Below are 25,371 nucleotides of genomic sequence, written 5' to 3' on the forward strand. Positions count from 1 at the left end.
AAATGAAGAAGGTTGTGAACACAGTATTCGTCGTTGCCAGCGCAATGCTGTTCGGCGTTGCCCAAGCCGCCGACGTGACCGTTGTCAACTTCGGCGGTGCCAACGGCGACGCCCAGAAAGCGGCTTTCGTGCAGCCGTTCGAGAAGGCCACCGGTCATCATGTGACGAGCGTCGAGTACAACGGCGAGCAGGCCAAGGTCAAGGCCATGGTCGAAGCCAAGCATGTGAATTGGGACTTGGTCGAAGTCGAGTCCGGTGACCTTGGCCGTGGCTGCGACGAGGGATTGTACGAAAAGCTCGACTGGAGCAAGATCGGGCCGAAGAATGGATTCACGCCCGCCGCGGTGCAGACCTGTGGCGCAGGCATCTTCATCTGGTCGACGGTTTTGGCATACAACGCAAGCGCGCTCAAGACCGCGCCGACGGGTTGGGCCGATTTCTGGGATACCAAGAAATTCCCGGGCAAGCGCGCGATGCGCAAGGGCGCGCGCGGCAATCTTGAGTTTGCGCTGATGGCCGACGGCGTCGCGCCCAAGGATGTCTATCGCGTGTTGTCGACCAAGGAGGGTGTCGATCGAGCCTTCAAGAAACTGAGCGAACTCAAGCCGTCGATTCAGTGGTGGGAAGCGGGCGCTCAGCCACCGCAGTTCCTGGTGGCCGGTGACGTTGTCATGTCGACGGCGTTCAACGGCCGCATCGATGCGGCGCAGCGCGAGGGAAAGAACCTGAAGGTGGTCTGGAACGGCAGTATCTACGATCTCGACTACTGGGCGATTCCGAAGGGATCGCCGAAGAAGGACCTGGCACTGCAATACATCGCATATTCGCTGTCGACACCCGCGCAGAGTGCCTATGCCAAGCACATAGCCTACGGTCCGGTCAACAATGAGGCGGTCAAGTCGCTCGATGCCTCCACCCTGAAAGACTTGCCTAACTCGCCGGCTAACGTGACGACTGCCGTGCTTCAGAACATCGACTTCTGGACGGATCGCGGCGATGAACTCGAGCAACGCTTTGCGGCCTGGGCGTCGAAATAAAACGATGTAGCAAGCCTATGTTTCGGGTTCGCGCGGCACCGACGAGCGAACCCGAAACGGTAGTGGAATCGCAAGATTCGACGTCGAGAAAAGAGATCTCCTACATGCAAACCGCAACACTGGCCGTTGCCGAGAACATGCGACTCGTTAAAGACGAGTTGCGTCAGACCCGGAATCGAAAGCGGATCAAGGCGCTGGCTTTGGTTGCGCCGCTGGCGATTTTTCTGCTCCTGATTTTTGTCGTGCCGATTGCGATGCTACTCACTCGCGCGGTCGAGAATCCCGAGGTCGTCGGCGCCTTGCCCACGACGAGCCGCACGCTGCACGACTGGGATCGCAAGCAGTTACCCGGCGACGCCGCGTACGTCGCACTGGTGAGTGATCTGACGGCGCTACAGGACGGCGATAGCCTTGGCGGCCTCGCGCGACGCCTCAACACGGAAGTGCCCGGATTTCACACACTTGTGATGAAGACGGCGCGGGCGTTGCCGTTTACCGATGACGACGGCAAGGCAGTACCGCTCACGCAAGCGCGCGAGCGGCTGGTGAATTTTGATGCGCGATGGGGCGAACTGCCCTATTGGCGGGCGATCGCCAAGAACAGCAGCCGCTACTCTGCGTTCTATGTGCTTGCGGCGCTGGACCATCGGCAGAATGCGTTCGGCGAGGTGGTGCCGGCCGACCCGGACGCGTCGATCTACCTGAACATCTTTGCGCGCACTTTCGGCATCAGCGCCGTGGTGACATGCTTCGCCTTGTTGATCGGCTTTCCGCTTGCCTATTGGATTTCGACGCTGCCGGGGCGGCGCGCGAACTTGATGATGATCCTGGTGTTGATCCCATTCTGGACGTCCATTCTCGTGCGTGTCGCCGCGTGGATCGTGTTGCTGCAAGGGCAAGGCTTGGTCAACAAGGCACTGATGGCGAGCGGCATCACACACGCACCACTCGAGCTGCTGTTCAATCGGGTCGGCGTGTACATCTCGATGACCCACATCTTGTTGCCCTTCATGATCTTGCCGCTGTATAGCGTGATGAAATCGATTCCCTCGACGTATCAGCGCGCGGCCGTCTCGCTGGGGAGTCATCCGTTCGCGGCGTTTTGGCGCGTCTATTTACCGCAAACCTATCCGGGCGTTGGCGCTGGCGCGCTGCTGGTGTTCATCCTGTCGATCGGCTACTACATCACGCCAGCGTTGCTGGGCGGACCCAACGACCAGATGATCAGCTACTACGTGGCCTATTTCACGAACGTTTCCATCAATTGGGGCATGGCGTGTGCATTGGGCGGCCTGTTGCTTGCCGCCACGCTCGTGCTGTATGTGGTCTATGGGCGCCTGACGCGCGCGGAATTGGGCATGGGGTGAGCGATGAGTCAACAAGCAATCAATTCTCATAATGCGTATCAGGAGCCGCCGGCAACCGTGGGTCGTCCATCGCGCTTTCCGCCTTATGTTTCCCTGGTCGAGCGGCTCTGGTACTACCTGCTGCGCGGGGGCAATGCGCTTACGCTGTTGTTCCTCGTGCTGCCGGTTCTGGTGATGGTGCCGCTGTCGTTCTCGGACAGCACCTTCCTCGCGTATCCGATCCCGGCGTACTCGCTGCGCTGGTATCACAACCTGTTCAACTCCGACGAGTGGATGTCGGCGGCTCGCAATAGCTTCATTATTGCGCCGTTGGCCACCGTGCTGGCGACGATACTGGGCACGCTGGCGGCAACGGGGCTGAACCAGGTGCAATTTCGCGGCAAGGCGATCCTGATGGCCGTGCTGATGTCACCGATGATCGTGCCGGTGATCGTGGTCGGCGTCGGCATGTATCTGTGCTTCGCGCCGTTGGGGCTGGCCGGCACTTACCTGGGCATGGTGCTGGCGCACGCCGCGCTGGGCGCACCGTTTGTGGTCACCACGGTGTCGGCCACCTTGCGGGGTTTCAACCAGAATTTGGTACGTGCGAGCCTGTCGCTGGGTGCAGGTCCCCTGGAAACCTTTTTTCGCGTAACGCTGCCGGTGATTGCGCCAGGGGTGATATCGGGGGCGCTGTTCGCCTTCGCAACCTCGTTTGACGATGTGGTCGTGACACTGTTTCTCGCCGGACCGGGGCAGGCGACGCTGCCGCGTCAGATGTTTACCGGGATTCGTGAAAACATCAGCCCGACCATCGCCGCGCTTGCGACCATCCTGATCGTCTTTTCCACTTGTCTGCTACTTGTGCTCGAGTGGCTGCGGGGGCGAGGTGCCAAGCGTAACGCTGCATAAGCGCACGTTGGCCCGTCTGAAGGCATGCCGCATCGTCTCGATGCCAGCGGTAGTCCACGAATGAGGGCGGTGGCAAGCGGCCGTCGGCATTTGAACGTTCGCCCATCGACGTTGATCACCCGAGCATCGAGGCGCGGCGAAAGCGGGGACTTCAGGCAGGCCCCGATGCCTTGTCGGACGGCGAGAAGCGGTGGCGACGACCGGTTGAAGCTGCCATCCCCGATGAACCCAAACAAAGGCCGGCGACAGAATCTCTGCCGCCGGCCTTGTCACCCCGACCTATCTCAGATCTCGAAGCTCGGGTCCGGCGAGCGCAGCTTGCGCCAGATCGAGCGCACGGCGAACGCCACGAGCAGGACCGTCAGGCTGGCCACCCCGAGCGCGAGCGGCGTGCGCTGGTCCGGGATGAAGGCCATTGCCCCGACAATCGACAGCATGCCGATAATCGCGACCCAGGTGAGGTACGGGTAGCCCCACATCCGAATCTTGAGCTTGCCCGGCGCCTCGCGCTCCAGCCGCTTGCGCAGTTTCAACTGCGAGAAGGCGATGAGCACGTACACGAAGATCGCCACCGTGCCGTAGGAGTTCACCAGAAAGGCGAACACCGTATCGGGCGACACGTAAGACATCACCACGGCCGCATAGCCGAACAGCGTGCCGATGAGAATGGCGCGAACCGGCACGCCACGCGCATTGAGCTTGGCCAGCGAGCGCGGGGCATCGCCACGGCGCGTGAGCGCGAAGAGCATGCGCGACGAGGCGTACAGACCCGAGTTCAGTGCCGAGAGCACGGCGGTCAGCACCACGGCGTTCATGATGTGCGCCGCTGCCGGAATGTGCATCGCTTCGAGCGCGCTCACATACGGCGTGGCCATGCTGGCGGAGTTCCAGGGCACGAGCATCACCACCAGCAGGATCGAGCCGATGTAGAAGAACAGCACGCGGCCGATGACCGAGTTGGTGGCGCGCGCCACGGCTTGCTGCGGCTCGGCCGCTTCGGCGGCGGCAATTGTCACGATCTCCGCGCCGAAGTAAAAGCCGGTCGCCGCGACCGCACCGGCCATCACTGGGCCAATGCCGTTGGGCATGAAGCCGCCGTGCGAGAGCAGGTGCCCGGTGCTGGCCACCGCGCCCGGCCACAGGCCGAACACGAAGAGCCCGCCGAGAAACAGGAACACGACGATGGCCGCGACCTTGATCGACGCGAACCAGAATTCGAACTCGCCGTAGGACGCCACCGACACCAGATTCGTCAACGTCAGCACGACCAGCAACACGAGACTGATGGCCCACGCGGGGATGCCGGGGAGCCAGAACTGGATCAGGTTGGCGCCCGCGACCGCTTCGACCGCGACCACGATCACCCAGAAGTACCAGTACATCCAGCCGGTCAGAAAGCCGGCCAGCTCACCGCCGACCGGCTTGTCGTTCCAGGCGAGCCGCGCGTACTCGTAGAACGACCCCACCGCGGGCAGCGCACACGCCATCTCGCCGAGCATGCGCATCACGAGCACCACGAGCGCGCCGGTAATCAGGAACGACAGCACGGCCGCCGGGCCGGCGGCATGCACGACTACGCCACTGCCGACGAAAAGGCCCGCACCGATCACGCCACCCAGCGCGATCATGCTCATGTGCCGCTGCTTGAGGCTCGATTGCAGATGCGTGCCCTGTTCACGATTGGCCATGACGACCTCCCGTGATGGAGCGTGCGATGCGCACGGCGCTATCGGAGACGCTGATGGAACAAGGGGAGAGGGAGAACCGGGGGGGAACCGCCAATGCGACAACGCGCCGCTCACGGGCAACACGCCCGACCTGCAATGTCTCGACTACCACACAACCTCCTGAAGACCTTATCCGACGGCAGGTGCGGCGGGGGGAGCCGCCCTGCGTCTTTTGTAATGACCAACGGACCTGCTTACGTCTTGTCAGACCTTGCCTTTCCAGGGCACCAGCACGCGCTCGAGGTAGCGCATGATCAGATCGAATCCGAACGCGAAAAAGCCGATCACGATGATCCCCATGATCACGATGTCCGACGCGAGGAATTCCGCCGCGTTGAGCACCATGAAACCGAGTCCGCTCGATGCCGCCACCATTTCGGCGGCGACCAGCGTTGTCCAGCCCACGCCGATGCCGATGCGCATGCCGGTGAAGATCTCCGGCAGCGCCGACTTCACGATCACGTGCATGACGATCTGGCGCGGCGAAGCGCCCATCGAATACGCCGCGTGAATCTGCTCCATCGACACCGAGCGCACGCCTGCCCGCGCCGCAATGGCCAGCGGGGCGAAGATAGCCAGGTAAATCAGGAACACTTTCGAGAACTCGCCGATGCCGAACCAGATGATGACGAGCGGTAGGTAGGCCAGCGGCGGCAACGGGCGGTAGAACTCGATCGGCGGATCGAATACACCGCGACCGATGCGCGACACGCCCATCAGAATGCCGACCGGGATGGCGGTCACACAGGCCAGCGCAAAGGCGCCGAAGACGCGATACAGACTCGCGAGCGTGTGTTCCCACAGCGTCGAGCCGGCAAAGCCCTCCGTGGCGACCTGCATGAACTTCTCGATGATGGCGCGCGGTCCGGGCAGGAACAGTGGCTTGATCATGCCCGACGACGTAATGGCGATCCACAGCAGCAACAGGGCAAGCACGGTCACGACGCTGATCGCCAGGCTCGGGCCTTGGCCGGGGGCGCCGAACGACTCACCGGCCTTGACCGGGCGCGGGGCAAACATGCGCGCGAAGAAACCGCGCCGGCGCGGCGTACGGGGCGCTACCGCCGGGCGGCGCGCGCCGGGAACATTGGCGGCAGCGGCGGGCGGCGTGGGGTGAGGGGTGACGGGTTTGGTCATCATGGTGTTCTCTCCTGCGACGATCAGGCTGCGACGGCATTGGCACCGGACGTTGCCGTCTGGCCCGCGCGTTCGTCGCCGTAGATGATGCTGAGCACAGTCTCGCGCATGGCGATGAAATCTGGGCTGGACTTGATGGTGCGCGCGTCACGGCATTCGAGATAGCGCTTGTTGAAGTCGAGTTCGTAGGTGTGCGTGATGCGTCCGGGACGCGGCGACATCACGATCAGGCGGCTGGCGAGGAACAGGGCTTCTTCGACGCTGTGCGTGATGAAGAAGATCATCTTGCCGGTCTCGCGCCACACGTCGAGCAGCAGTTCCTGGATGGTTTCACGCGTGAGCGCGTCGAGTGCGGCCATCGGCTCGTCCATGAGCAGCATCGACGGATTGCAGGTAAGCGCGCGGGCAATGCCGACCCGCTGCTGCATGCCGCCCGAAAGCTGGTAAATCATGTGATTGTGGAAATCCTGCAGCCCAACCAGGGCGAGGTTGCGTGCCGCGATGGCACGTCTTTCGGCTTTCGGCACGCCTTGCAGCTTCAGCCCGAACTCGGTGTTTTCCATCACATTGAGCCACGGCAGCAGCGCGTGCTTCTGGAACACCACGCCGCGATCGGCGCCAGGGCCTTCGATCGGGGCATCGCCCAGCAGCAATTCGCCGGACGTGGGCGCGATGAAGCCAGCCATCAGACTGAGCAGCGTAGTCTTGCCGCAACCCGAGGCGCCGAGCGCCACTACGAAATCGCCGGGTGCGATGGTCAGATCGACGTGAGCGAGCGCCTGCACCTGCTCGCCGGGACGCCGGCCGGGATAGACGACGCTGACGTCGTTGACGATGAGTTGTTCCATGAAGCCCTTCTCCTGTCGATCGAATGATCGGGGAGGGGTGGTCGCGCCTGAACTTTCGGCGTGACCGCCCCGGTACGGCTTACTTCAGTTTAAGCGCGGCGTCGACATAGCGCGACGTGACATACGGCGTGTAGTCGGCCTTGACGGCATCGATCTTCTGCTGGCCCTTCAGGAACTCGGCCGTGTCCTTGAGGGCCTTGGCGGCGCGGCTGTCCTTGCCACCGCCCAGCCATTCGGCCGATGCCTGCTGTTGCGCTGACGGGAAGGCGTAGAGCGCGAGCGCGCCGGGAACGTCTTCCGGCTTGCCGCCGATCATTTTCACGATGGCTTTGACCTGCGGCGAGGTGGCCGTCCAGGCGGCCTGGTGTTCACGGTACGCCGCGTCGGCGTCGGCGATCACCTTGACGAACTTCGCCATGAAGTCGGCGTTCGCCTCCCCCCATTTGCGGTCGACGGCGATGCCGTCAAACGTCGGCTTACCCTGCTTCGACAGTTCTCCGGAGGTGATCAGCACGTGACCGCTCTTCTTGATCTGCGCGAGCGCCGGATCCCAGACGTAGGCCGCATCGATATCGCCGCGCTCCCACGCCGCCACGATCTGGTTCGGCTGCATGTTGAGCACCTTCACCTCGGTCGGCTTGATGCCCCATTGTTGCAAGGCAAACATGGTGTGGTAGTGCGTGGTCGAGACGAACGGCACCCCGATCTTCTTGCCCTTCAGGTCGGCGGGCGACTTGATGTTCGAGGCGTTGCGCACGACCATTGCCTCGGCCTGGTTGATGTCGTCGAGAATCCAGAACAGTTGCAGGTCCAGCCCTTGCGAGACGGCGGCGGCCATCGGGCTGGAACCGAGCACGCCGATCTTGATGTCGCCCGAGGCGAGGGCCGTGGCAACCTTGGCGCCCGACTCGAACTGGCGCCAGTGGATCTTGTAGCCGGTGGCCTTCTCGAACTCGCCGCCGGTAATGGCGACCAGCCACGGATCGACGATTTGCTGGTACGCAATCGTCACCTCTTTTTCCTGCGCCTGCGCCGTCGAGGGCAGCGTAAGCCCGAGCGTCAGCGCCGCGGGGAGCACAGCTGCCGCCAGCGCCGTGGCGGCGAACGCCCGTCGCAGCCGGTTCGGAAGTCCATTCATGGTTCACCTCTAATCGGAGAGTTTTCGGTAGAACACTCGGGTTTGACGCACACGCTGTTAAGAATCGGCGCCAAGTGATTGCATCATTGCCGCCAGCCTTTTTGTTCGTTAGAGCCAGTTGGCCGCATTTGATGATGCCAACTGGTCCAGCGGACCCGAAATCGGCTTGTAAGCCGCATGAATGCTCGAATCCGGCGTGATTTCGCGCGACTGCGGATAAACCCCAACTCGGAATGGATGTCACCGTCACTTGAGTAATAATTGACGTTCTGGAAGCGTGAGTCGAGAGGGGGCGCGATGTCGAGCCGGATTTCCGCGGCGATGTGGAACCAGTTGTTTCAGATGTCGGCGCACGCCGGCATGAGTTTGCAGAGCCAGATTCGGCAGATGCTGGTGTCGGCGATTCTCGACGAGCGGCTGATGCGCGGCGCTGCGGTGCCGTCATCGCGCGAGCTGGCCGAAGGGCTTGGCGTGGCGCGCAACACGGTGGTGCTCGCCTACCAGCAACTGGTCGACGAGGGCTACCTGATTGCGCGGGAGCGGCGCGGGTACTTCGTCAACGGCGATATTCTGGCGCCCCGCGTCGGGTCACAGGTCACGCCGGCGCGCGATGTGCCGGCGTTGGCCGCTGGCACCATCGCGCCACGTGATCCGGCGACACCGGACTGGGAGGGGCGCTACGTGGTGCGTCCGTCGGGGCAACGCAACATCGTGAAGCCCATCGATTGGCAGAAGTATCAGTACCCCTTTATTTACGGCCAGTTCGATCCGACCATGTTCCCGACGGCGGATTGGCGGGAGTGTTGCCACAAGGCACTCACCGTCATGGAGATCCGCGACTGGGCACCGGACATGATCGCGCGCGACGACGAGACACTGATCCAGCAGATCCGCACGCGCGTGCTGCCGCGACGCGGCGTGTGGGCCGACGCCGACGAGATCGTGCTCACCAATGGGGCGCAACAGGCGCTGTATCTACTGGCGGATTTGCTGGTCGGAGCGCACACGACGGTGGGGATCGAAGACCCGGGCTACCCGGACGCGCGCAACATCTTCGCGATACGCACGCCAAAGCTCGTGGGCTTGCCCGTGGACGAGTCGGGTCTGCCGGTCGACGATCGCTTGTCGCAGTGCGACTATGTGTACGTCACGCCGTCGCACCAGTGCCCCACGACGACCACGATGCCGCTGGCGAATCGCGAGGCGTTGCTGCGTCGGGCGGAAGCCGAAGACTTCGTGGTGATCGAGGACGACTATGAGAGCGAAAACAGCTACTCGGACATTCCGATCCCGGCGCTCAAGAGCCTGGATCGCAGCGACCGTGTGATCTATATCGGGAGCTTGTCCAAGTCGTTCGCCCCTGGATTGCGGCTGGGGTATATCGTGGCACCGGCGGCGTTGGTGGCGGAGTTGCGGGCGTTGCGCCGCCTGATGATTCGCCATCCGTCGGCGTTCATTCAACGCTCGTTCTCGATGTTCCTGGCGCTTGGCCATCACGACGCCTTGCTGCGTCGTCTGGCAGACACCTATGCAAAGCGAGCCGAGGTGCTGAGCGCCGCGCTTGCCGCGCATATGCCGGAGGTGTCGTTCGTGCAGGTGAAGGGCGGGGCGTCGTGCTGGGTGCAAGGGCCGCCGACGCTGAACGCGAACGTGCTGGCGGCGCGGGCGAAGGTGCGCGGCATTCTCATCGAGACGGGCGACATTTTCTTCATGGGCGATACGCCGCCGCTCAACCGGTTCCGGCTGGGCTTTTCGTCGATACGGCTCGAGCACATCGAGTCGGGCATCATCGCGCTGGCCGAGGTTCTGCGCGAGACGATGGCGCAGGCGTAGCGTGCGGCCGGCAGTCAGCGCACGGTGCTGGCTTATGATGCGTCGGCAGGCGACATCGTTGAACATGGAGGCAGGCAGGGAGCATGGATAGCAAGTGCAAGAACCGGGCGACGCTCATTGGATTGGCGGCCGTGGTGTTGTGGAGTTCGATCGTCGGGCTGATTCGTGGCGTGAGCGAGAGCTTCGGGCCGACTGGCGGCGCGGCGATGATGTACACCGTGGCCTCGGTGTTCCTGCTGTTCTCCGTCGGCTTCCCACGTCTCAAGACATTCCCGAAGCGATATCTGTATGTGGGAAGCCTGCTGTTCGTGGCCTATGAGCTTTGCCTGTCACTGTCGATCGGCTACGCGAACAGTGCGCAGCAGGCGATCGAAGTCGGCATGGTCAACTATCTCTGGCCGACGTTCACGCTGATCTCCGCCATCGTCTTCAACAAGCAGCGCGCGAATTTCTGGGTGATTCCCGGGTTCTTCCTGTCGATGCTCGGCATCTGCTGGGTACTGGGCGGCGATCATGGCCTCGACGTCGCCGAGATGGCAGCCAACGTGCTTGCCAACCCGCTGAGTTACGGCCTGGCGTTCGCGGGCGCGGTGATCTGGGCGGCGTATTGCACGGTGACGACGCGCTATGCCGAGGGCAAGAACGGCGTGACGTTCTTCTTCATGCTGGTGGCGGCGGCGCTGTGGGCCAAGTATCTGTTGGCGGGCGGTGGGCAGATGCAATTGCGTGTGAGTGGCATCGTCTACCTGGTGTTGGCCGCGAGTGCGATGGGCTTCGGCTACGCAGCATGGAACGTTGGCATTTTGCGCGGCAATGTGACGGTGCTGGCCGGGGCGTCGTATTTCATTCCGGTGTTTTCCGCGGCAATATCGGCGACGTTGCTGCAAGCGCCGCTGTCCTTCGCGTTCTGGCAAGGCGCGGCGATGGTGTGTGGCGGCTCGATACTTTGCTGGACGGCGACGCGACCGCGACGGCAGGAACGCGTGCCGTCGAAGGCGGTGGATGTGAGGGAGTGATGCGTCGACAACGGCACGTGCCGAGCATTCGGTAACCTACTTTTCGGCGGGGGTAGGCACCTGTCGGAACGCGAAGCGTGTGTCCCGATGCCCGGTAAAGTCGGCGAGCGCGGCCCACATTCAAGCGCGATCGGTGCGCCGGCATCGAACGACGCGCGTGACGACGGAACTCACCTTTTCAATGGCACTATCGATGGCGCAGTCATTTCCGAATATCGGACGTGCCAACCGAGTTAGCACGCCGCCCGTCGGCATCTCCACGGCGAGCCGCGCCCCGCGCTCATACGCGTGACGCGCGGTGTCATACCAATTCACCTGACGGGCCATGTTCCAGGCGAGATCGTCGGCGATGTCCTCGGGACGAAAAAGCGCGCGCGCCCGGCAGCAACTTATGTAGGTCACCTTTGGCCGCTGGAACCGCACTTTCGCCGTGGCTTCCGCCAAAGTGCTTGCCTGAGCAGTGAGCAACGCGCAATGCGACGGCACGGTCATCGCCAGGCGAGCCACCTGCGACGCACCGGCCTTCGTGGCAAGCGCCTGCACGTGTGTCAGCGCGGCATCGTTGCCCGCCACCACGACCTGAAGTTCCGCATTCAGATTGGCGACGTACGCGGGCGAGTCGTCTGCGTGCACCGCTTGCACGATGTCCGCCATGGCCACGGCGGACAAGCCGGTAATCACCGTCATTCCGTAGCCGCTGGGGTAGGCCGTTTCCATCAAATGGCCGCGCAAACGGACGAGCCCCAGCGCATCCCTGAAGTCCAGCACTCCCGCTGCCACCGCTGCCGTCCATGCCCCTATCGAGTGGCCCGCCACAAGATCCGGCGTTGCGCCTTGGGCGGCGAGCGTGCGCGTCATGGCGACGCCTGCGATCAGCAGGCTCAACTGCACGGCCGTTGTTGAGCGAAGCGACTCGGCACTACATAGCGTCATCGGTTCGATGCCGATGGTATCGCGCGCTTCCGCCAGCGTCGATTCAACCTCGGGCGTGTCGGGCATTGCACCCAGCATGCCAACGCGCTGCGCCCCCTGACCGGGATAGGTGAACAAGACGCTCACATCGTGTCTCCGAAGTCGCCCCACGGGTCTGCAACCAGCTTTGGACCCCGGTCGGTTTTCACCAGCATGCGAGGCGGCGAGCGTAGCCATTCGCGAAGCGAGAAACCGCCGCGTCCGGTATCAATCTGAATGTCGATCCGGCACGTTCTGTCGCGCGCAATCCATGCGAGCGCATCGTATTGCGCGTCGCATGGCGGAAACGGTAAGCGAATGAGGACATCGAGATCGCTTTGCGGATGCAGGGCCGGCAAGCCGGTGGCCAGCGCAAAGCCGACGCCGCCCGTAGGGCCCCAATGCAATCCCAGCGCATTGAGGGCCGGGGCGAGGTCACGAAGTGCTCTGAGGCACGGCAGCGGTGTCGTGGGCTCGATCCCGGCGACGCGATCGAGCAGCGCTTCGGGCGTAACGATGCGGCGCACCGATCGGCGCGACACGTGCGCCGCGATGCGCTGGTCGCGGGACGTCCCACGCAACCCGACCGGCACGAGGTCAGGTTGCGCCAGCGGCGCCCTGCGCACGACGGCAGGCGTACCGCTTGCCAGTGCGTCAGCCACCCACCCCGGCACCGCCATCCCCTCCGGGAACGCGACATCGTCACACCAGAGAAGATCGTGGGGCCGTAGCGGTGGCCGTTGCACAGCGCCGACAGATGTCATTGCACAAGGGCCTTCGTCGCAAGAAACAGCACCGACGGTCCGAGCAGACATCCCAAGCCGGTATGGAACGTCGCGACGAGCGCGCCGTAGGGCACGAGTCGGCGATCCGTTGCGGCGAGTCCCGCCGACACACCGCTGACCGTGCCTGCCAGTCCGCCGAACACCATGGCGGCGCGGGGGTTGTCCAGCGCCAGCAGGCGGGCGGCAAACGGCGTGCCGACCATGACGATGATGGCCTTGATGAGCCCAGCGGCAATCGACAGGGCCATCACGTCGGAACTGGCGCCGATCGCGGCGCCCGTCACCGGGCCGACGATGTAGGTCACGGCACCTGCGCCGATGGTGGTCATGCTCACGGCGTCGGTGTAGCCGAACGCATGGGCGAGCGATGCCCCAACGATGAAGGGCAGCACCGTGCCGAGCAACAGGGACACCACGCCAATCAGACCGGCCTTGCGGGCTTCCGAGACCTGTACCTCGAACGCGGTGGCAACGATCGCGAAGTCGCGCAGCATCGCGCCGCCCATCAGTCCGATGCCGCTGAACAGCGAGACGTCCGCAAGTCCTTTTTGCCCGCCCGAGGCGGCGCCGCCCCAATAGGCCAACACAAGGCCGATCATGATGGCGATGGCCGAACCGTGTACGCGCCCGAATGTCAGCCGTCGGGACACCCACATGGAAAGTCCCATGATGATGCCCACGAGGGCGAAGGCGGTGACCAATCCGTTGTGGTGCAATATTTTCTCGAACATGGATAGCATGATTGATCCTCTCTCAAGCGTTCTGTGCCGTCTCGGACAACGGCGGTAGCGGCTGCGCGTTGCCCGTTCGGTTGATCAGCGCGATGGCGACGCCGCAGACCAGCACGGCACCCACGGCGGCGAGCAGTGCGACGGGACCGCCTCGCAAGGCGGTGACAACGTCTTGCTGAGCGGCCATGGCGACCACGACAGGGATATACATCGCGCCCCAGAAAGAAACACCGGCTTCGGTCGCAGCGGGCATGAGGCCGCGCCGATGCAGATAGAGCCGAGCGAAGATCAATAGCAGCATGGCAATACCGACGCCGCCGACATTGGCTTTCACGCCAATGGCCTGGCCGAGCAAGTCGCCTAGGAAGATGCCGGCAAGATGGCAAATCGCGAGAAGGGTCGTACCGTAAATAATCACTTGCTGTCTCCTGGTTGAAGCAATGACGAACTGTCTTTTCTGGTGTTATGGCAAGCGTCGAGTCGTCGGATATAAGGGTGAAACGGGAATCGGATATTCGGGCCGGCAATCGCTCTCCAGGCGCGCGGCGGTGAGTCTCGCGGATGGCTCGGCGCTCTCGCCGGGCGGTCGGGAGCGAACTACCAAAGTGCCTTGAGTCGTTCGCGTACCGTCGATGAGGCCTGTCGGGAAGGCGCGCCGAGTCGGCTGGAAAGACCGCGCGACGGATCTCTCTGGATGTCCGCGAGCGCTTGCGCCAGCACGCGCCGCGCTTCACCGACGTCTTCCGGCTCGGGCTGTTGGGCGGAACCGACCTTCAGCAGGCGCCACAGCAGCCCAAGCGACGCAAAGTTGGCGATGTCGTACGCCATTGGGGGAATGGTTTCGGCCAGCGCTTCGAGTTCGTCGACCGAACGCTGCGTAATGCGCGCGGCGGCCTCTTTCCCCATGGCGTGAACCATCACGCCCGCGTCGTCGAGCGCGACCAGACGATTCGCCTGATAACCATGCGCGAGAAACGCGCCGGACATCGCTCGCCCCACGATGAGCCCGATCACCGGGTGTCCGGCCACACGCGCCGCGGCATAGGCATCGGCCGCCGCCGCAAGCGCGAGATGAATGCCATAGGCTTCTTCGCGGCGTCCGTAAGCCTGGCTCGCCACGTCGACGATGGCGACGATGGCGGCTTTGCTCCCGCGGTCCCGGTCGCGTGCGATCACGTCTCGCACGGCGCGCGCCAGTTGCCATCCTTCGATCAATCCGACTTCGCCGTGTCGTGCGCGGGGAAAGCGATTGTTCTCGTCCGGAACCACGGCGATGTAGCGAGCGGGGGATTCCGCGAGCGACGCATCCACAACCTGCAATGTGTCGCCGTAGTCATGGGTGACGGTGCGGTGCGCAGCGTCGCACGTCAAAGCGTGCATCCACACGGCACCTCTTGAGGAACGTTCGGAAAGGCTCATGAGGGGTCTCCTGCGCGGGCGGCGGCGTAAAGCGCGCGCACGTCTTCGGGCGAAGGCTGATTCGTCACATCGACGTGCATCAGCCGCTCAAGGTAGTACTCGATCTGTTCGCTGCGCTGCGGCGTGGGCGCATGGGCGCGCAGCCACGCGAGCACCTGTGCGCGAATGGCCGCGGTATCGTCGTCGAGGCAGGCGTCGACAAGGCCCGTCGCCTTGCGTTGTTCCCCGCCCGTCAGTCCCCAGATGAACGGCCGATCGCGCGAGTCGTATTCCTCGACACCGGCCTCTTGCTCGATGACGGACGGTCCATTCAGTCCAAGCCGTGCTTCGCGCGTGACCAGCAGGTAGCTGCACATGCCGGCGGCGATGCTCATGCCGCCAAAGCAGCCGACCACCCCGGCGGAGATACCGATGACGGGCCCGAACGTTCTGAGTTCGTGGATGGCCGCGTGGATTTCCGCGATGGCGGCGAGGCCGAGATTGGCTTCCTGCAGACGCACGCCGCCCGTCTCGAAGACGAGGACCGCGCGTGTCGGTATGCCTTGCCGGTTGTCTTCGACGGCAAGCTCAAGGGCCCCGGCGATTTTCGCGCCGGAGACTTCCCCCATGCTTCCGCCCTGGAAGGCGCCCTCGATGGCGAGGACGACTGCCGGTTGCGAATCGAGCGTGCCACGGGCGACGACCACACCGTCGTCCGCTTGCGCAACGATGCCTTGCCGGGACAGCCAGGGCGAGGACAATCGTTCGAACGGATCCAGAAGCTCGCGCAACGTGCCGGGGTCGAGCAGGGCGAGGGCGCGACGGCGCGCGTCGCGTTCGATGAAGCTGTCTCGTTGTATCGGAATATTGGTCATCTCGATGTGCCCTTACTGGGGAGATTCGAGGGCTTCGCGCGCTTGCTCGAGGCGAAGGCGAACGACCGCCGGGGTAGCGCCGAAATCGTTGATTTCCACGTTCAGCGCGGGCCAGGCGTGCGATGCGAAGATGCGCTCGAGCTGCGCTTGCCAGATCGCGGACAGGCCATTGACGGAGGTCGTGAGTTCGACGTGGATCTGCCCCGTCTCGCCCGGAGACAGCAGGACTTCCAGGTCGCCCGACCCGACGACACCGACGCAGGCTCGGCCCGCACTGGGTGCGCCGCCGGAGAAATGAAATTGAAGCGTTTCCATGGACGGACTTCCTATAGACTCAGAAACGATGATTTGTTAAGCCGCGAAGACGACCCCTCTGCGGATAGCCGGTCGAGGAACAGGGCGGCGGCCAGCATGTCGGCGGCTCCGCCCGGCGAGATGTGTCGGGCCAGCATGTCGGACTCGAGTTTTCGAAATTTGCGTCGGCCGTCCGGTGTCGACAGGCCGCTCGCCGCGCGAACAGCGCTCGCTCCGGTCTGCATCGCGTGCAGGGCGTCGGGCCCGCCGCGCGCGAGCACGCAGGTGTCGTCGAGCGTGGCCATCACGGCGAGCAGGGCATCGATGCGGGCATGGTCCTCGCGCATGCCTGCCGCGCGGGCTCGCCTGAGTGCGGGCAGCGCGACTTTCGTCACGTGAGGAAAGCCCGCCCATGCCTGACCTCGCGCACCGCCCACGCCATAGTCGAGGCAGGCGCGTTCCCCCTTGTGTCCGGTGGCGCACGGCGCGAAGCGGTCGGGCAGGCGCGCGAGCGTTGCGGCGCGACGCGCAACGGCATTGGCGCTCAGTGCGTTGGGCGCTTGCGCCGCGGCCGTGATCAAGAGGCCCAGCGCCCAGATGGCGCCGCGGTGAGTGTTCACGCCTGCGGTCGCCGACAGCATTGCCGCTTCCCCCAAGCGTCCGAGGCGGCCGATCTGTTCGCGCAGGCGCATTGGGTTTTCGATCAGTACACCCGCTTTGGCCATGGCCTCGAACGTCGGCCGCAACACATTGGCGGACTGCACCATCAAGCTCCACGTGAGGTCGTGATGCGCGCCGCATCCTCGAACGTCGACGAGGCCGGGCTTGGGCGAGAGCGTCACTTCGTCGATCAGCGCGGACTCGACGAGCGTGGCGAGTTTCGTTGCGATCGCGATCGGCTGGGCCGGCGACTCGATCCGTCGAATGAGGGTCTTGTCCATTACCAGCTCCGAAAGCGCGCGGGCGGGTCGTAGAGTCCCCCCGACCATTCCACCAGCTCGCCGATGCTCTTGGCGGCGAGCAACTCGCGGCTCGCGTCCGTGCGACGAATGCCAAGATCCTCCGGCAAGGCGATGAGGCCGTCGCTGCGCATCTTGGCCGTATTGGCCGGGTCGTGCTTCAGTCCGATCGCGGTGACGCCGGCCACTGCCGAGATCATGGCGCGCCGCTCTTCCAGCGAGCGTGCCTTGTAGAGGTAGGCAATGCCATCTTCAGTGAGCAGGTGGGTCACGTCGTCGCCGTAGATCATCACCGGGGCGAGCGGCATGCCGCATTGTTTGGCGACAGCAACGGCGTCCAGCGTTTCGACGAACGTGGGCTTGCCGCCTTCCTGGAACGTCTCCACCATCTGAACGACCAGCTTCTTGCCGCGCTCCAGTAGGGTGTCGGGCTGCGTCATGTCGAGCCAGGCCGGCGTGGCGTGACGGCGCCCGCGCGGATCGTGCCCCATGTTCGGTGCGCCACCGAAACCGGCCAACCGACCACGTGTCACCGTGGACGAGTGTCCGTCGCCGTCGACTTGCAGCGTGGCACCGATAAACAGATCGACCGCGTACTGACCGGCCAGTTGGCAGAGCATCCGATTGGAGCGAAGCGACCCGTCGCGACCGGTGAAGAAAACGTCGGGACGCGCAGCCACATAGCGCTCCATGCCAAGCTCGGTGCCGAAGCAATGCACGCTTTCGACCCATCCCGATTCGATGGCGGGGATCAGGGTCGGGTGGGGATTGAGCGTCCAGTTCCGGCAGATCTTGCCTTTCAGTCCGAGGCGTTCGCCGTAGGTCGGCAGAATGAGTTCGATGGCTGCGGTGTTGAAGCCGATGCCGTGGTTGAGCGACTGAACGTTGTGACGCTCGTAGATGCCGCGAATGGCCATCATCGCCATCAGAACGTGCACGGGTTTGACCAGTCGGGGATCGCGCGTGAACAGCGGCTCGATGAAGAACGGCTTGTCGGCCACGACGACGAAATCGACCCACGACCCGGGAATGTCGACGCGGGGCAGGTCCGTCACGTCGTCGACGAGCTCGTTGACCTGAACGATCACGATGCCGTCGGAGAACGCCGTGGGTTCCACGAGCGCCGGTGTGTCTTCGGTGCTGGGGCCGGTGTAGATGTTGCCGGCGCGGTCGGCCTTGAAGCCGGCGACCAGCGCAATGTTCGGAATCAGGTCCACCACGAGCCGTGCATAAAGCTCGATGTAGGTGTGGATCGCGCCGACCTCCAACTGTCCGTCGGCGAGCAACTGACTGATGCGCAGGCTTTGCGGCCCGGCGAAGGAGAAGTCCAGCTTTCGGGCGATGCCGACTTCAAAGAGGTCGAGGTGTTCGGCGCGGCCGACGCTGGGCATGATCATGTGCAGGTCGTGCACGATGTCCGGATCAACTTGCACCAGCGAGCGCGAAAGGAAGTCTGCCTGCTTCTGATTGTTGCCTTCGAGCACCACGCGGTCGCCCGGTGCGATCAGCGCTTGCAGGGCTGCCACGATGTCGCCGGTCTCGATCACCTTGCCGTGGGCGATCCTGCGGGCGGCCGCGAGGCGGCGCGCCTTCTCGTCGCGCCGGCGGCGCCATTTCGCCGGGATTGTGGGCATCTCTTGCATGTCGGAGGCTCCAGCCATTGAGTCGTCAGTAGCCTCTAACCTATGCGTCAAAACCCGTCGTTTCAATCAACTTAGGTGTCGGTTCATTAGCTTTAGGGTAATAATTGGGCGGTTCGAAGCAAACGTAGCGAAACGAAGTGAGGCGCGAGCATGGCAATTGACGACGGCATCACCCTGAAGAAGCTGGAAGTGTTTCAGGCGTTCATGGCGCTGGGGAATATGGCCCGGGTATCGGAAGTGCTAGGGCAGAGCACGGTGAGCGTGCACCGTGCGCTCCACTCGCTGGAGGCCGGGCTCCGGTGTCCGCTCTTCAAGAAGGACGGTCGAAAGCTGATTCCGTTGGCGACGGCGTACGTGTTCTCCGAGCATGCGGCACGCATGTTGAGCGAGTGCGAGACCGGTGTGCAGCGCACGCGCGAGGCGGCCGGATTCACGTCGACGCGACTCAAGATCGGCGGGCTGTATTCGATGACGGTCGGGACGATTCCGCGATTGCTGGTCGGGTTGAAAATGCGCCGGCCTGCTTTGGATATCGATCTTACGCTGGGGTCCAATCGCGATCTGATGTCCAAGCTGGACGACGGTCTGTTGGACGCGATCGTCATTGCCCTCGGCGCACCGCCGAAGAGTCCGGACCTATTGGTCGTCCCCATGTTCGAGGACGACATTCTCTTCGCGGCGCCGCTGGGCTCGCCGTATGCGAAAGAGACGGCCATCGACCTCAGGGCCGTGCGTCATGAGAAGTTCGTGTCGCTCGGCGACGAATTCGCGACGTATCACGATTTCAAATCGGCCTTCGATCTCGCGGGATTCGCGCCGAACATTGCGATGCAGGTGGGCGATATCTTTTCGCTGATCAATCTCGTGAGCGGCGGCATCGGGTACGCGCTGCTGCCGCGACGCGTTGCGGATTTCAGTCCGAAGGTGCAGTTGATTCCGCTCGCGGAACGCTATGCGCGCAGCCAAAATATTGTGTTGGTGCTTCCGAAAAACCGCGAGCGCGATCCGAATCTGCTCGCCCTGAGCGCGGAGTGCCGCATGCTCAGGGCGTAGGCGTTGCATCGTGTGATCAGGCAATCAACCAGTTGTTGAAGCGCTCGGTGACGGCCCTGCGGTTCTTGTCCCACCACGCCGCGTTTTGATTGACCGCGAGTTTGACGTTGTCAGGCGCGGTCGGCAGCAGGGCCGCACGTGCCGGGTCGATGAACTTGAAGGCATCGCGGTTCGTCGGGCCGGTGGCCACGTATTGGGGCATGACAGATTGGCGAACCGGGTCGGCACAGAACCTGACAAAGGCCTTTGCCAATTCGGCGCGCGGCGAGCCTTTCGGAATCCCCCAACCTTCGATCGCGTAAGTGGCATCGTTCCAGACGATGGCGACCGGAGCGCCACTGTCGATGGACGCCTGTGCGCGTGACGTCCAGGTGATGATCTGGTCCACGTCGCCGTTTTGCAGGAGTTGAGAGGCCTGTGCGCCGGTGCTCCACCAGACCGCGACATGGGGCTTGATCTTGTCGAGGCTGCGAAAGGCGCGGTCGACGTCGAGCGGGTAGAGCTTGTCGCGCGGTACGCCGTCGGCCATCAAGGCCTGTTCGAGCGAGTCGACCGGGCTTCTGCGCAGGGATCGCCGGCCGGGGAAACGGGCCACGTCCCACATATCGCGAAGACTTGCCGGACCCTTGGCGCCGTACTTGTCCTTGCGATATGCGAGAACGGTGCCATACACGTTGACGCCGAGCCAATCGGGGCGCACCGCGTCGGGCAGCAAGCCGGGAAATTGCTTGCTGTCCAGTCCAATCGGTTCGAGAAAGCCTTGTTCTTCGAGGGGCAGCACATCGGCCGACAGTGTGAGTGTCGTGACGTCCCACATGAAGTTCTTTGTCTTGACCATCGCGGAGAACTGCGCCAGCGGTTGCGAGTCTCGTGCAATGTTGATGACTTGAATGCCGGTGGCTTTCTCGAAGGGATCGTAGAAAGCCTTGCGATAGGCGAGGGCATATGGCCCCCCGGGGTCGCTGACGACGATGCGTTTGTCACTTTGCGCCCGCGCCATTGGCGAGAGCGCGCCGGTCGCGACAAGTCCGCCGAGCGACTTGATAATGGCGCGGCGCTTAACACTGTGGATGCTGCTCATGTTGACTCTCCCAGGCGTGAGGCGGTGGATAGGGACAAAGGGGCACCGTTGGGTCAGCGTCCCGTGAATCGAGGCGTGGATTTGTCGCGGAACGATCGCACGGCTTCGCGATAGTCCTCGGAGTTTTCAATTGTGGCGATCTGCGCGTCCACGGCGGCGCGTACGTCGCCGAGCGTATCCGTGCTGATGGCGTTGAGTTGCCTCTTGCTTCCGCGCAACGACAGCGGGGCCTTGTCGAGCATGGGGCCTGCAAACACGAGTGCTGCCTCGACGACGTCCCCGTCGGTCATGAGATCGAAGAAGCCGGCATGCGTCGCCCGCTGGGCATGGACGAATTCGGCTGTGTACAACCAGCGCCGTGCGGCCGACAGGCCAACAAGGTGCACGAGACGCTGAACATGCGCCGTGGGATATACAAGACTCAGCTTGGCCGCAGGAATCGATACGCGCGCCGACGTATGGGCGATTCGGAAATCGCAGCACATCGCAAGACTGACCGCGCCGCCGACGCAGGCCCCCCGTATCGCTGCGAGCACCGGGAAGGGGACATCGAGCAGCGCGGTATAGGCTGCCTCGATGGCATTGCGGTGCTGCTGCGCGTCGCTCGGGGAGGATTTCGAGGCGTTGTAGGCAACGATGTCGTCGCCGGCGCAGAAGTGTTCTCCCGTGCCGGTCAGGATCGCGGCTCGCGTTTCGTCGCGTTGCGCGAGTTCATTGAGGACATCGGCAATGCCTTGCCACACCGCGCGATTGCAGGCGTTGCGTTTTTCAGGGCGATTGATGCGCACGGTGGTGACACCGGGGCAGATCGCTTCGACGATCAGCTCAGGCATGGCGGCCTCTGTCGCGAGCACTGGTGCGCGTTTTTGCCAGCGTGTAGCCGGACAATTCAAGATCCCATACCCCGTCGACCGAGCGCGCGAGATCGTTCTTGCGGATGCGTTGCGTCGGGGTCTTGGGGAATTCGTCGATAAAACTGACGTAGCGCGGAATCTGGAAATATGGCATTCGTGATTCGCACCATTGGATCAAGTCGAGCGGGGCCACGGCGTGCCCTGCCCGGAGTCGCACGAACAACTTCAGCTCGTCCTCACCCAAGGCGGATGGCACGCCGACGAGTGCGGTTTCTTCGATGGCGGGATGTTCTGCGAAAACACGCTCGACCTCCCACGCAGCGATGTTGATGCCGCGACGACGGACCATATCCTTGCGCCGACCCGCGAAGTACAGGTAGCCGTGTGCATCCTGGCGCGCGAGATCACCGGTCAGAAACCACTCGCCACGTCGAGCCGACGATTCTGCGTCGACATTGCGGAAGTAGCCGAGAAAGCCCAGTCCGGGGACGCGTCCCCGCACGGTGATCTCGCCGATCTCGCCCGGCGCCACCGGGTGCCCGCTCTCGTCGGTGAGCGCGACGTCGAAATAGGTGAGGGGCTTGCCGATCGAACCCGCCGGTCCATCGGGATTCACCGTAACGAAGGTGGTCAGTTCCGACAGGCCGTAACCCTCTCGCATCTCGACACCGAAGCGTTGCGCAAACGACGTCCAGAGTTCCGCGGGGCAACCGCCGCCCCAGGCGACACGCACGCCGTGCTGCCGGTCATCGCTTCGCGGTGGCTGGTTGAGCAACATTGGCAGGACGCTGCCCAGGTAGTGGACGTGCGTGACGCCGTAACGCCGCGCGTCGTCCCAGAAGCGCGACGCGCTGAAGCGCTCCACCATCGCGAGTTGTGTGCCGCCGAGCAGCGCGGAAATCGCAACCGCAACCCCGGCGCCATGGTGCAACGCCTCCCAGAGCAGGAACGTGTCGCCCGGTTGCGCGCCCGTCAGTCGCAGGATAGCCATCGCGCCGGCGCGAAGTGTGCGATCCGATTTGAGAACACCCTTGGGGGCGCCCGTGGTGCCGGAGCTTGGCGTGAGGGCAAGGATGTCGTCGGCGACCACGACGGAATGCTTGGGGGCGCTGCGCTTGTCCGTGTCCGCATCGGTATCCGTATTCGTGCGGTTCGCGAATACCTCATCGCGCCAGAGCATCTGATCGACCTTGTCGATGTCGTGCCCGAGAGCTTCGGCATATTGGCGGTCGGCCAACAAGGCCTTGGGCGCCAGATGGTCGAACAGATGAGAGAGGGACGCACCGACGAGGTGGACATTGACGGGCACACGTACCAGCCCCAGCTTGGTCAGCGCGAAGATCGCCACGAGATGATCGGGGTGGCTCGGCAGCATGAGCGCGACCCGGTCGCCATGACTCAGCCCTTGCGCGCTCAGGATATCGGCCAGGCGATCCACGCGTCGTGCCAACTCCCCCAGCGTCATGACATCGTCGTTGAATCGGCAATACACCGCGTCGGGTGTTGTCTCGGCACGGCGGGCGAGGGTGTCCGCGATGGTTTCATCCGGCACCGAAGCGATGTCGACGTGCGTGTGCAAGACGGGTGTGGGCTGGCTCATGGGGCGGTGATAGGAACGATGTCGCGAGTGAATGAACGTGAATGTCGACATCGCTTGTGTTTGACGTCGGAATTCGTATAATTGGGATGTAATTACTAAAATTGCATCCCAATTTCACTAAATCCTAGTCGCGAGAATATTCATCGCAAAGGTGTGGTTTACCCGTGGCTGCACTTGGGCGCGTGTAAGCGTGTGTAAGTGCGTATGAGCGCGACGCGTCTCGCCAGTGGGGGGGACGGCCGTGCCGCCCGATGAAAGTTCTCTCGTTCGTGTCGAGGAGGCGCGATCTTGACCTTGCCCCTGTCTGAAGAAGCCGAGCTGGACGAGCGTCTTTACGTTGCCTCGGTCGCCAAGGCGATGCGTGTGATGGAGACGTTCGATCAGTCGAGCCAGCAACTGTCGATTGCCGATATCACCGAGATGAGCGGTCTTGGGCGAAGCGCAACGCAACGCTTCGTCTACACGTTGCACCGCCTCGGCTATTTGCGACGCGATCCCGCGTCGAAGCTCTATTCCGTTTCCGCCAAGGTGTTCCGGTTCGTGCACAGCATGATCGGCGCGAACGCCGCGCTTGAGCGTAGCTATCCATTGCTGTCTCAATTGGCGAAAGACACACGCGAGACGGTTTCGTGGGTGGAACTGGACGGCGACGAGATCGTGGTCATCGGCAACGTGCCGAGCGTGCATCTGGCGTCGATCACGTTGTCGGTGGGCAGCCGCTTTGCGGCGCTCTCGTCGTCATCCGGTCAGGTGTTGCTGTGCCAACGCAGCGAAGCGGAGGTGCGGTCCCTCATCGCGCACATGCCCGACGCCGCGCGTGAGCGATTCGCGGGTAAGCGTGACGACGATATCGTTGCGATGCTGGCGAAGGTAGCCAGCGCGGGATATTCATTGACGGCGAAGAGCTTCGATGAAGACAGCCTGTCGATCTCTGCACCTGTTTTCGATTTTTCGGGTCGCGCCATCGCTGCGATTAATCTCTCGACGCTGGCATCGCGTTATTCGGAGAAGGCGGCGCTTGCGGAACTTGTGCCGCTTGTTGTTGCTGCAGCGAAGGGGGCATCGGCGGGGTGACCGGCTGACTTCGAGCGGACGCTGTTGTCTGCTTGCGACCCTGAACTGCCCTTCGCCGGTGACGGCGCGATGTCCGGTGTATGGCCCAAAGCGGTCGCCGCACACCGGTATGTGCTATCGCCGCTGGGGCGCCTCGTTCAGCATAAGCGTAGCCCGAACATCCACTTTCTAACTGCTTGCCGTAAAAGCAGCATTTTCCGTAACGATCTTCAGCAGAAAATCCATGACTGCCCGCACTTGTGGTGACCGCCGCAGATCCCGATGCACCGCCATCCAGATATCACGCGCGAACCGTTGACCGTCGTATGGGACGCGTTGCAGGTTCGGATCGAGGTCCGCTAGGAAACACGGTAGACCAGCCACGCCAGCACCCGCTCGCGCCGCAGCGACGTGACCAGTGATATCGCTGATTTCGCAGGCTACGGGTCTCCCATCTGCGACGCTCATTAGCCACTTTTGTTGGGGCATGTCAGCGAATCCAGCGTCGTAGACGATGAACTCCCAGGCGGAAGGATCATGCAGGTGCGGGTAGTCCTTGCTCGCGTACAGATCGAACGACATACGCCCCAGCTTGCGCACCACACTGGTCGCTTCCTCAGGCCGAACCAGTCGCAGGGCAATATCCGCTTCGCGCCGACTGAGCGAAACCTGTCGCGCCTCGCCAGAAACGGACAATTGCACACCTGGATGCGCAAGCCGGAAGTCTCTCAGGTGCTTCACCAGAAAACTTGCCACGAGCACTGGCGGCGCGCTCAGCGTAACTTTGCCGCTCAGCGGGGAAAGGCTGGCGTCCAGGAATCTCTGGATCGCGTAAGCATTCTCTTCCATGCCCTGTGCCAGTTCGAAAACACGCTGCCCAGCCGACGTAAGTTTGCAGGCCCTGGGAAGCCGTTCGACCAGCCGGGTCTTGACTTCGTCCTCAAGCGCGCTCAAGCGACGGCTTACGGTCGCGTGGTCGACCTTCAGTTTGCGTGCGGCTCCCGACAACGTGCCAATGCGAGCCACGGCGAGGAAATGGCGGATATTTTCCCAATCGAACATCTGTGCATTTTCTCAAGGAGAGTGTGCGGTTATATGGA

General features: G+C 63.2%; 24 protein-coding genes. 7 read left to right on the forward strand and 17 right to left on the reverse strand.

Going from position 1 to position 25,371, the window contains the following annotated elements; genetic code table 11:
* The first annotated feature begins 2 nt into the window (after nucleotides 1-2).
* From PCE31107_RS03930 to PCE31107_RS03940, 3 genes are all read left to right on the forward strand, one after another.
* Complete coding sequence (locus PCE31107_RS03930) at nucleotides 3-1,037, forward strand: ABC transporter substrate-binding protein (RefSeq protein ID WP_130024892.1); 1,035 nt, start codon at nucleotides 3-5, stop codon at nucleotides 1,035-1,037.
* A 104-nt stretch (nucleotides 1,038-1,141) separates the two neighbouring features.
* Nucleotides 1,142-2,404: an ABC transporter permease gene (locus tag PCE31107_RS03935; protein WP_150606619.1), complete on the forward strand. Its 1,263-nt coding sequence runs from the start codon at nucleotides 1,142-1,144 to the stop codon at nucleotides 2,402-2,404.
* Between the two features lie 3 nt (nucleotides 2,405-2,407).
* On the forward strand, nucleotides 2,408-3,295 hold the full coding sequence (locus PCE31107_RS03940) for an ABC transporter permease (RefSeq protein WP_246181700.1): 888 nt from the start codon (nucleotides 2,408-2,410) through the stop codon (nucleotides 3,293-3,295).
* 284 nt (nucleotides 3,296-3,579) lie between these two features.
* Here PCE31107_RS03940 and PCE31107_RS03945 read toward each other — a convergent pair whose 3' ends face one another.
* The 4 genes from PCE31107_RS03945 to tauA form a co-directional block, all read right to left on the reverse strand.
* Nucleotides 3,580-4,983, reverse strand: coding sequence for an amino acid permease (locus PCE31107_RS03945; protein ID WP_130024894.1), 1,404 nt, complete (start codon nucleotides 4,981-4,983; stop codon nucleotides 3,580-3,582).
* 243 nt (nucleotides 4,984-5,226) lie between these two features.
* Nucleotides 5,227-6,042 carry an ABC transporter permease subunit gene (locus PCE31107_RS03950; RefSeq protein WP_130027702.1) on the reverse strand — a complete coding sequence of 272 codons (816 nt, stop codon included), beginning with the start codon at nucleotides 6,040-6,042 and terminating at the stop codon, nucleotides 5,227-5,229.
* A gap of 140 nt (nucleotides 6,043-6,182) precedes the next feature.
* Nucleotides 6,183-7,007 (reverse strand): taurine ABC transporter ATP-binding protein, encoded by an 825-nt coding sequence (locus tag PCE31107_RS03955; protein ID WP_130024895.1) that lies wholly within the window; start codon nucleotides 7,005-7,007, stop codon nucleotides 6,183-6,185.
* A 79-nt stretch (nucleotides 7,008-7,086) separates the two neighbouring features.
* On the reverse strand, nucleotides 7,087-8,145 hold the full coding sequence (gene tauA, locus PCE31107_RS03960) for a taurine ABC transporter substrate-binding protein (protein WP_150606620.1): 1,059 nt from the start codon (nucleotides 8,143-8,145) through the stop codon (nucleotides 7,087-7,089).
* A gap of 297 nt (nucleotides 8,146-8,442) precedes the next feature.
* Between tauA and pdxR the strand changes: the two genes are divergently transcribed.
* Both pdxR and yddG read left to right on the forward strand, forming a co-directional pair.
* Nucleotides 8,443-9,978, forward strand: coding sequence for a MocR-like pyridoxine biosynthesis transcription factor PdxR (gene pdxR / locus PCE31107_RS03965; protein WP_150606622.1), 1,536 nt, complete (start codon nucleotides 8,443-8,445; stop codon nucleotides 9,976-9,978).
* A gap of 83 nt (nucleotides 9,979-10,061) precedes the next feature.
* Entirely contained in the window at nucleotides 10,062-10,994 is a 933-nt protein-coding gene (gene yddG / locus PCE31107_RS03970; protein ID WP_150606624.1) for an aromatic amino acid DMT transporter YddG, read from the forward strand.
* 120 nt (nucleotides 10,995-11,114) lie between these two features.
* Here yddG and mdcH read toward each other — a convergent pair whose 3' ends face one another.
* From mdcH to mdcA, 9 genes are all read right to left on the reverse strand, one after another.
* On the reverse strand, nucleotides 11,115-12,053 hold the full coding sequence (gene mdcH / locus PCE31107_RS03975; protein WP_150606626.1) for a malonate decarboxylase subunit epsilon: 939 nt from the start codon (nucleotides 12,051-12,053) through the stop codon (nucleotides 11,115-11,117).
* The gene (locus tag PCE31107_RS03980; protein ID WP_174966536.1) at nucleotides 12,050-12,709 is read right to left on the reverse strand and encodes a malonate decarboxylase holo-ACP synthase; all 660 of its coding nucleotides are present in this window, start codon (nucleotides 12,707-12,709) and stop codon (nucleotides 12,050-12,052) included. Before PCE31107_RS03980 ends, mdcH begins: the two co-directional genes overlap by 4 nt.
* Nucleotides 12,706-13,470 (reverse strand): malonate transporter subunit MadM, encoded by a 765-nt coding sequence (madM, locus tag PCE31107_RS03985; RefSeq protein WP_026132280.1) that lies wholly within the window; start codon nucleotides 13,468-13,470, stop codon nucleotides 12,706-12,708. Before madM ends, PCE31107_RS03980 begins: the two co-directional genes overlap by 4 nt.
* Nucleotides 13,471-13,483: 13 nt before the next feature.
* Nucleotides 13,484-13,879 carry a malonate transporter subunit MadL gene (gene madL, locus PCE31107_RS03990; RefSeq protein WP_017235504.1) on the reverse strand — a complete coding sequence of 132 codons (396 nt, stop codon included), beginning with the start codon at nucleotides 13,877-13,879 and terminating at the stop codon, nucleotides 13,484-13,486.
* Nucleotides 13,880-14,058: 179 nt separating this feature from the next.
* A complete protein-coding gene (gene mdcE / locus PCE31107_RS03995) occupies nucleotides 14,059-14,880 on the reverse strand; it encodes a biotin-independent malonate decarboxylase subunit gamma (protein ID WP_130024899.1) in 822 nt (273 codons plus the stop codon).
* On the reverse strand, nucleotides 14,877-15,734 hold the full coding sequence (locus tag PCE31107_RS04000) for a biotin-independent malonate decarboxylase subunit beta (protein WP_150606628.1): 858 nt from the start codon (nucleotides 15,732-15,734) through the stop codon (nucleotides 14,877-14,879). Before PCE31107_RS04000 ends, mdcE begins: the two co-directional genes overlap by 4 nt.
* A gap of 12 nt (nucleotides 15,735-15,746) precedes the next feature.
* Nucleotides 15,747-16,049 (reverse strand): malonate decarboxylase subunit delta, encoded by a 303-nt coding sequence (locus PCE31107_RS04005; protein WP_130024901.1) that lies wholly within the window; start codon nucleotides 16,047-16,049, stop codon nucleotides 15,747-15,749.
* An 11-nt stretch (nucleotides 16,050-16,060) separates the two neighbouring features.
* Nucleotides 16,061-16,969 (reverse strand): triphosphoribosyl-dephospho-CoA synthase, encoded by a 909-nt coding sequence (locus tag PCE31107_RS04010; protein ID WP_150606630.1) that lies wholly within the window; start codon nucleotides 16,967-16,969, stop codon nucleotides 16,061-16,063.
* Entirely contained in the window at nucleotides 16,969-18,630 is a 1,662-nt protein-coding gene (mdcA, locus tag PCE31107_RS04015) for a malonate decarboxylase subunit alpha (protein WP_150606632.1), read from the reverse strand. The genes PCE31107_RS04010 and mdcA overlap by 1 nt, the downstream gene beginning before the upstream one ends.
* 150 nt (nucleotides 18,631-18,780) lie before the next feature.
* On the opposite strand from mdcA, the gene PCE31107_RS04020 reads away from it, so the two are divergent.
* The gene (locus tag PCE31107_RS04020; protein WP_150606634.1) at nucleotides 18,781-19,683 is read left to right on the forward strand and encodes a LysR family transcriptional regulator; all 903 of its coding nucleotides are present in this window, start codon (nucleotides 18,781-18,783) and stop codon (nucleotides 19,681-19,683) included.
* Nucleotides 19,684-19,699: 16 nt separating this feature from the next.
* On the opposite strand, the gene PCE31107_RS04025 is transcribed toward PCE31107_RS04020, so the two are convergent.
* The 3 genes from PCE31107_RS04025 to PCE31107_RS04035 are packed head-to-tail and all read right to left on the reverse strand — an operon-like array spanning nucleotide 19,700 to nucleotide 23,218.
* A complete protein-coding gene (locus PCE31107_RS04025) occupies nucleotides 19,700-20,764 on the reverse strand; it encodes an ABC transporter substrate-binding protein (protein WP_150606636.1) in 1,065 nt (354 codons plus the stop codon).
* A gap of 53 nt (nucleotides 20,765-20,817) precedes the next feature.
* Nucleotides 20,818-21,597, reverse strand: a complete 780-nt coding sequence (locus PCE31107_RS04030; protein WP_150606637.1) for an enoyl-CoA hydratase/isomerase family protein — start codon at nucleotides 21,595-21,597, stop codon at nucleotides 20,818-20,820.
* Nucleotides 21,590-23,218: an AMP-binding protein gene (locus PCE31107_RS04035; protein WP_150606640.1), complete on the reverse strand. Its 1,629-nt coding sequence runs from the start codon at nucleotides 23,216-23,218 to the stop codon at nucleotides 21,590-21,592. Before PCE31107_RS04035 ends, PCE31107_RS04030 begins: the two co-directional genes overlap by 8 nt.
* A 288-nt stretch (nucleotides 23,219-23,506) precedes the next feature.
* On the opposite strand from PCE31107_RS04035, the gene PCE31107_RS04040 reads away from it, so the two are divergent.
* On the forward strand, nucleotides 23,507-24,292 hold the full coding sequence (locus tag PCE31107_RS04040) for an IclR family transcriptional regulator (RefSeq protein WP_130024907.1): 786 nt from the start codon (nucleotides 23,507-23,509) through the stop codon (nucleotides 24,290-24,292).
* Between the two features lie 168 nt (nucleotides 24,293-24,460).
* Here PCE31107_RS04040 and PCE31107_RS04045 read toward each other — a convergent pair whose 3' ends face one another.
* Nucleotides 24,461-25,333 carry a LysR family transcriptional regulator gene (locus PCE31107_RS04045; RefSeq protein ID WP_130024908.1) on the reverse strand — a complete coding sequence of 291 codons (873 nt, stop codon included), beginning with the start codon at nucleotides 25,331-25,333 and terminating at the stop codon, nucleotides 24,461-24,463.
* Nucleotides 25,334-25,371 lie beyond the last annotated feature (38 nt).

It is taken from the genome of Pandoraea cepalis, assembly GCF_902459625.1.
GTDB classification, from domain to species: domain Bacteria; phylum Pseudomonadota; class Gammaproteobacteria; order Burkholderiales; family Burkholderiaceae; genus Pandoraea; species Pandoraea cepalis.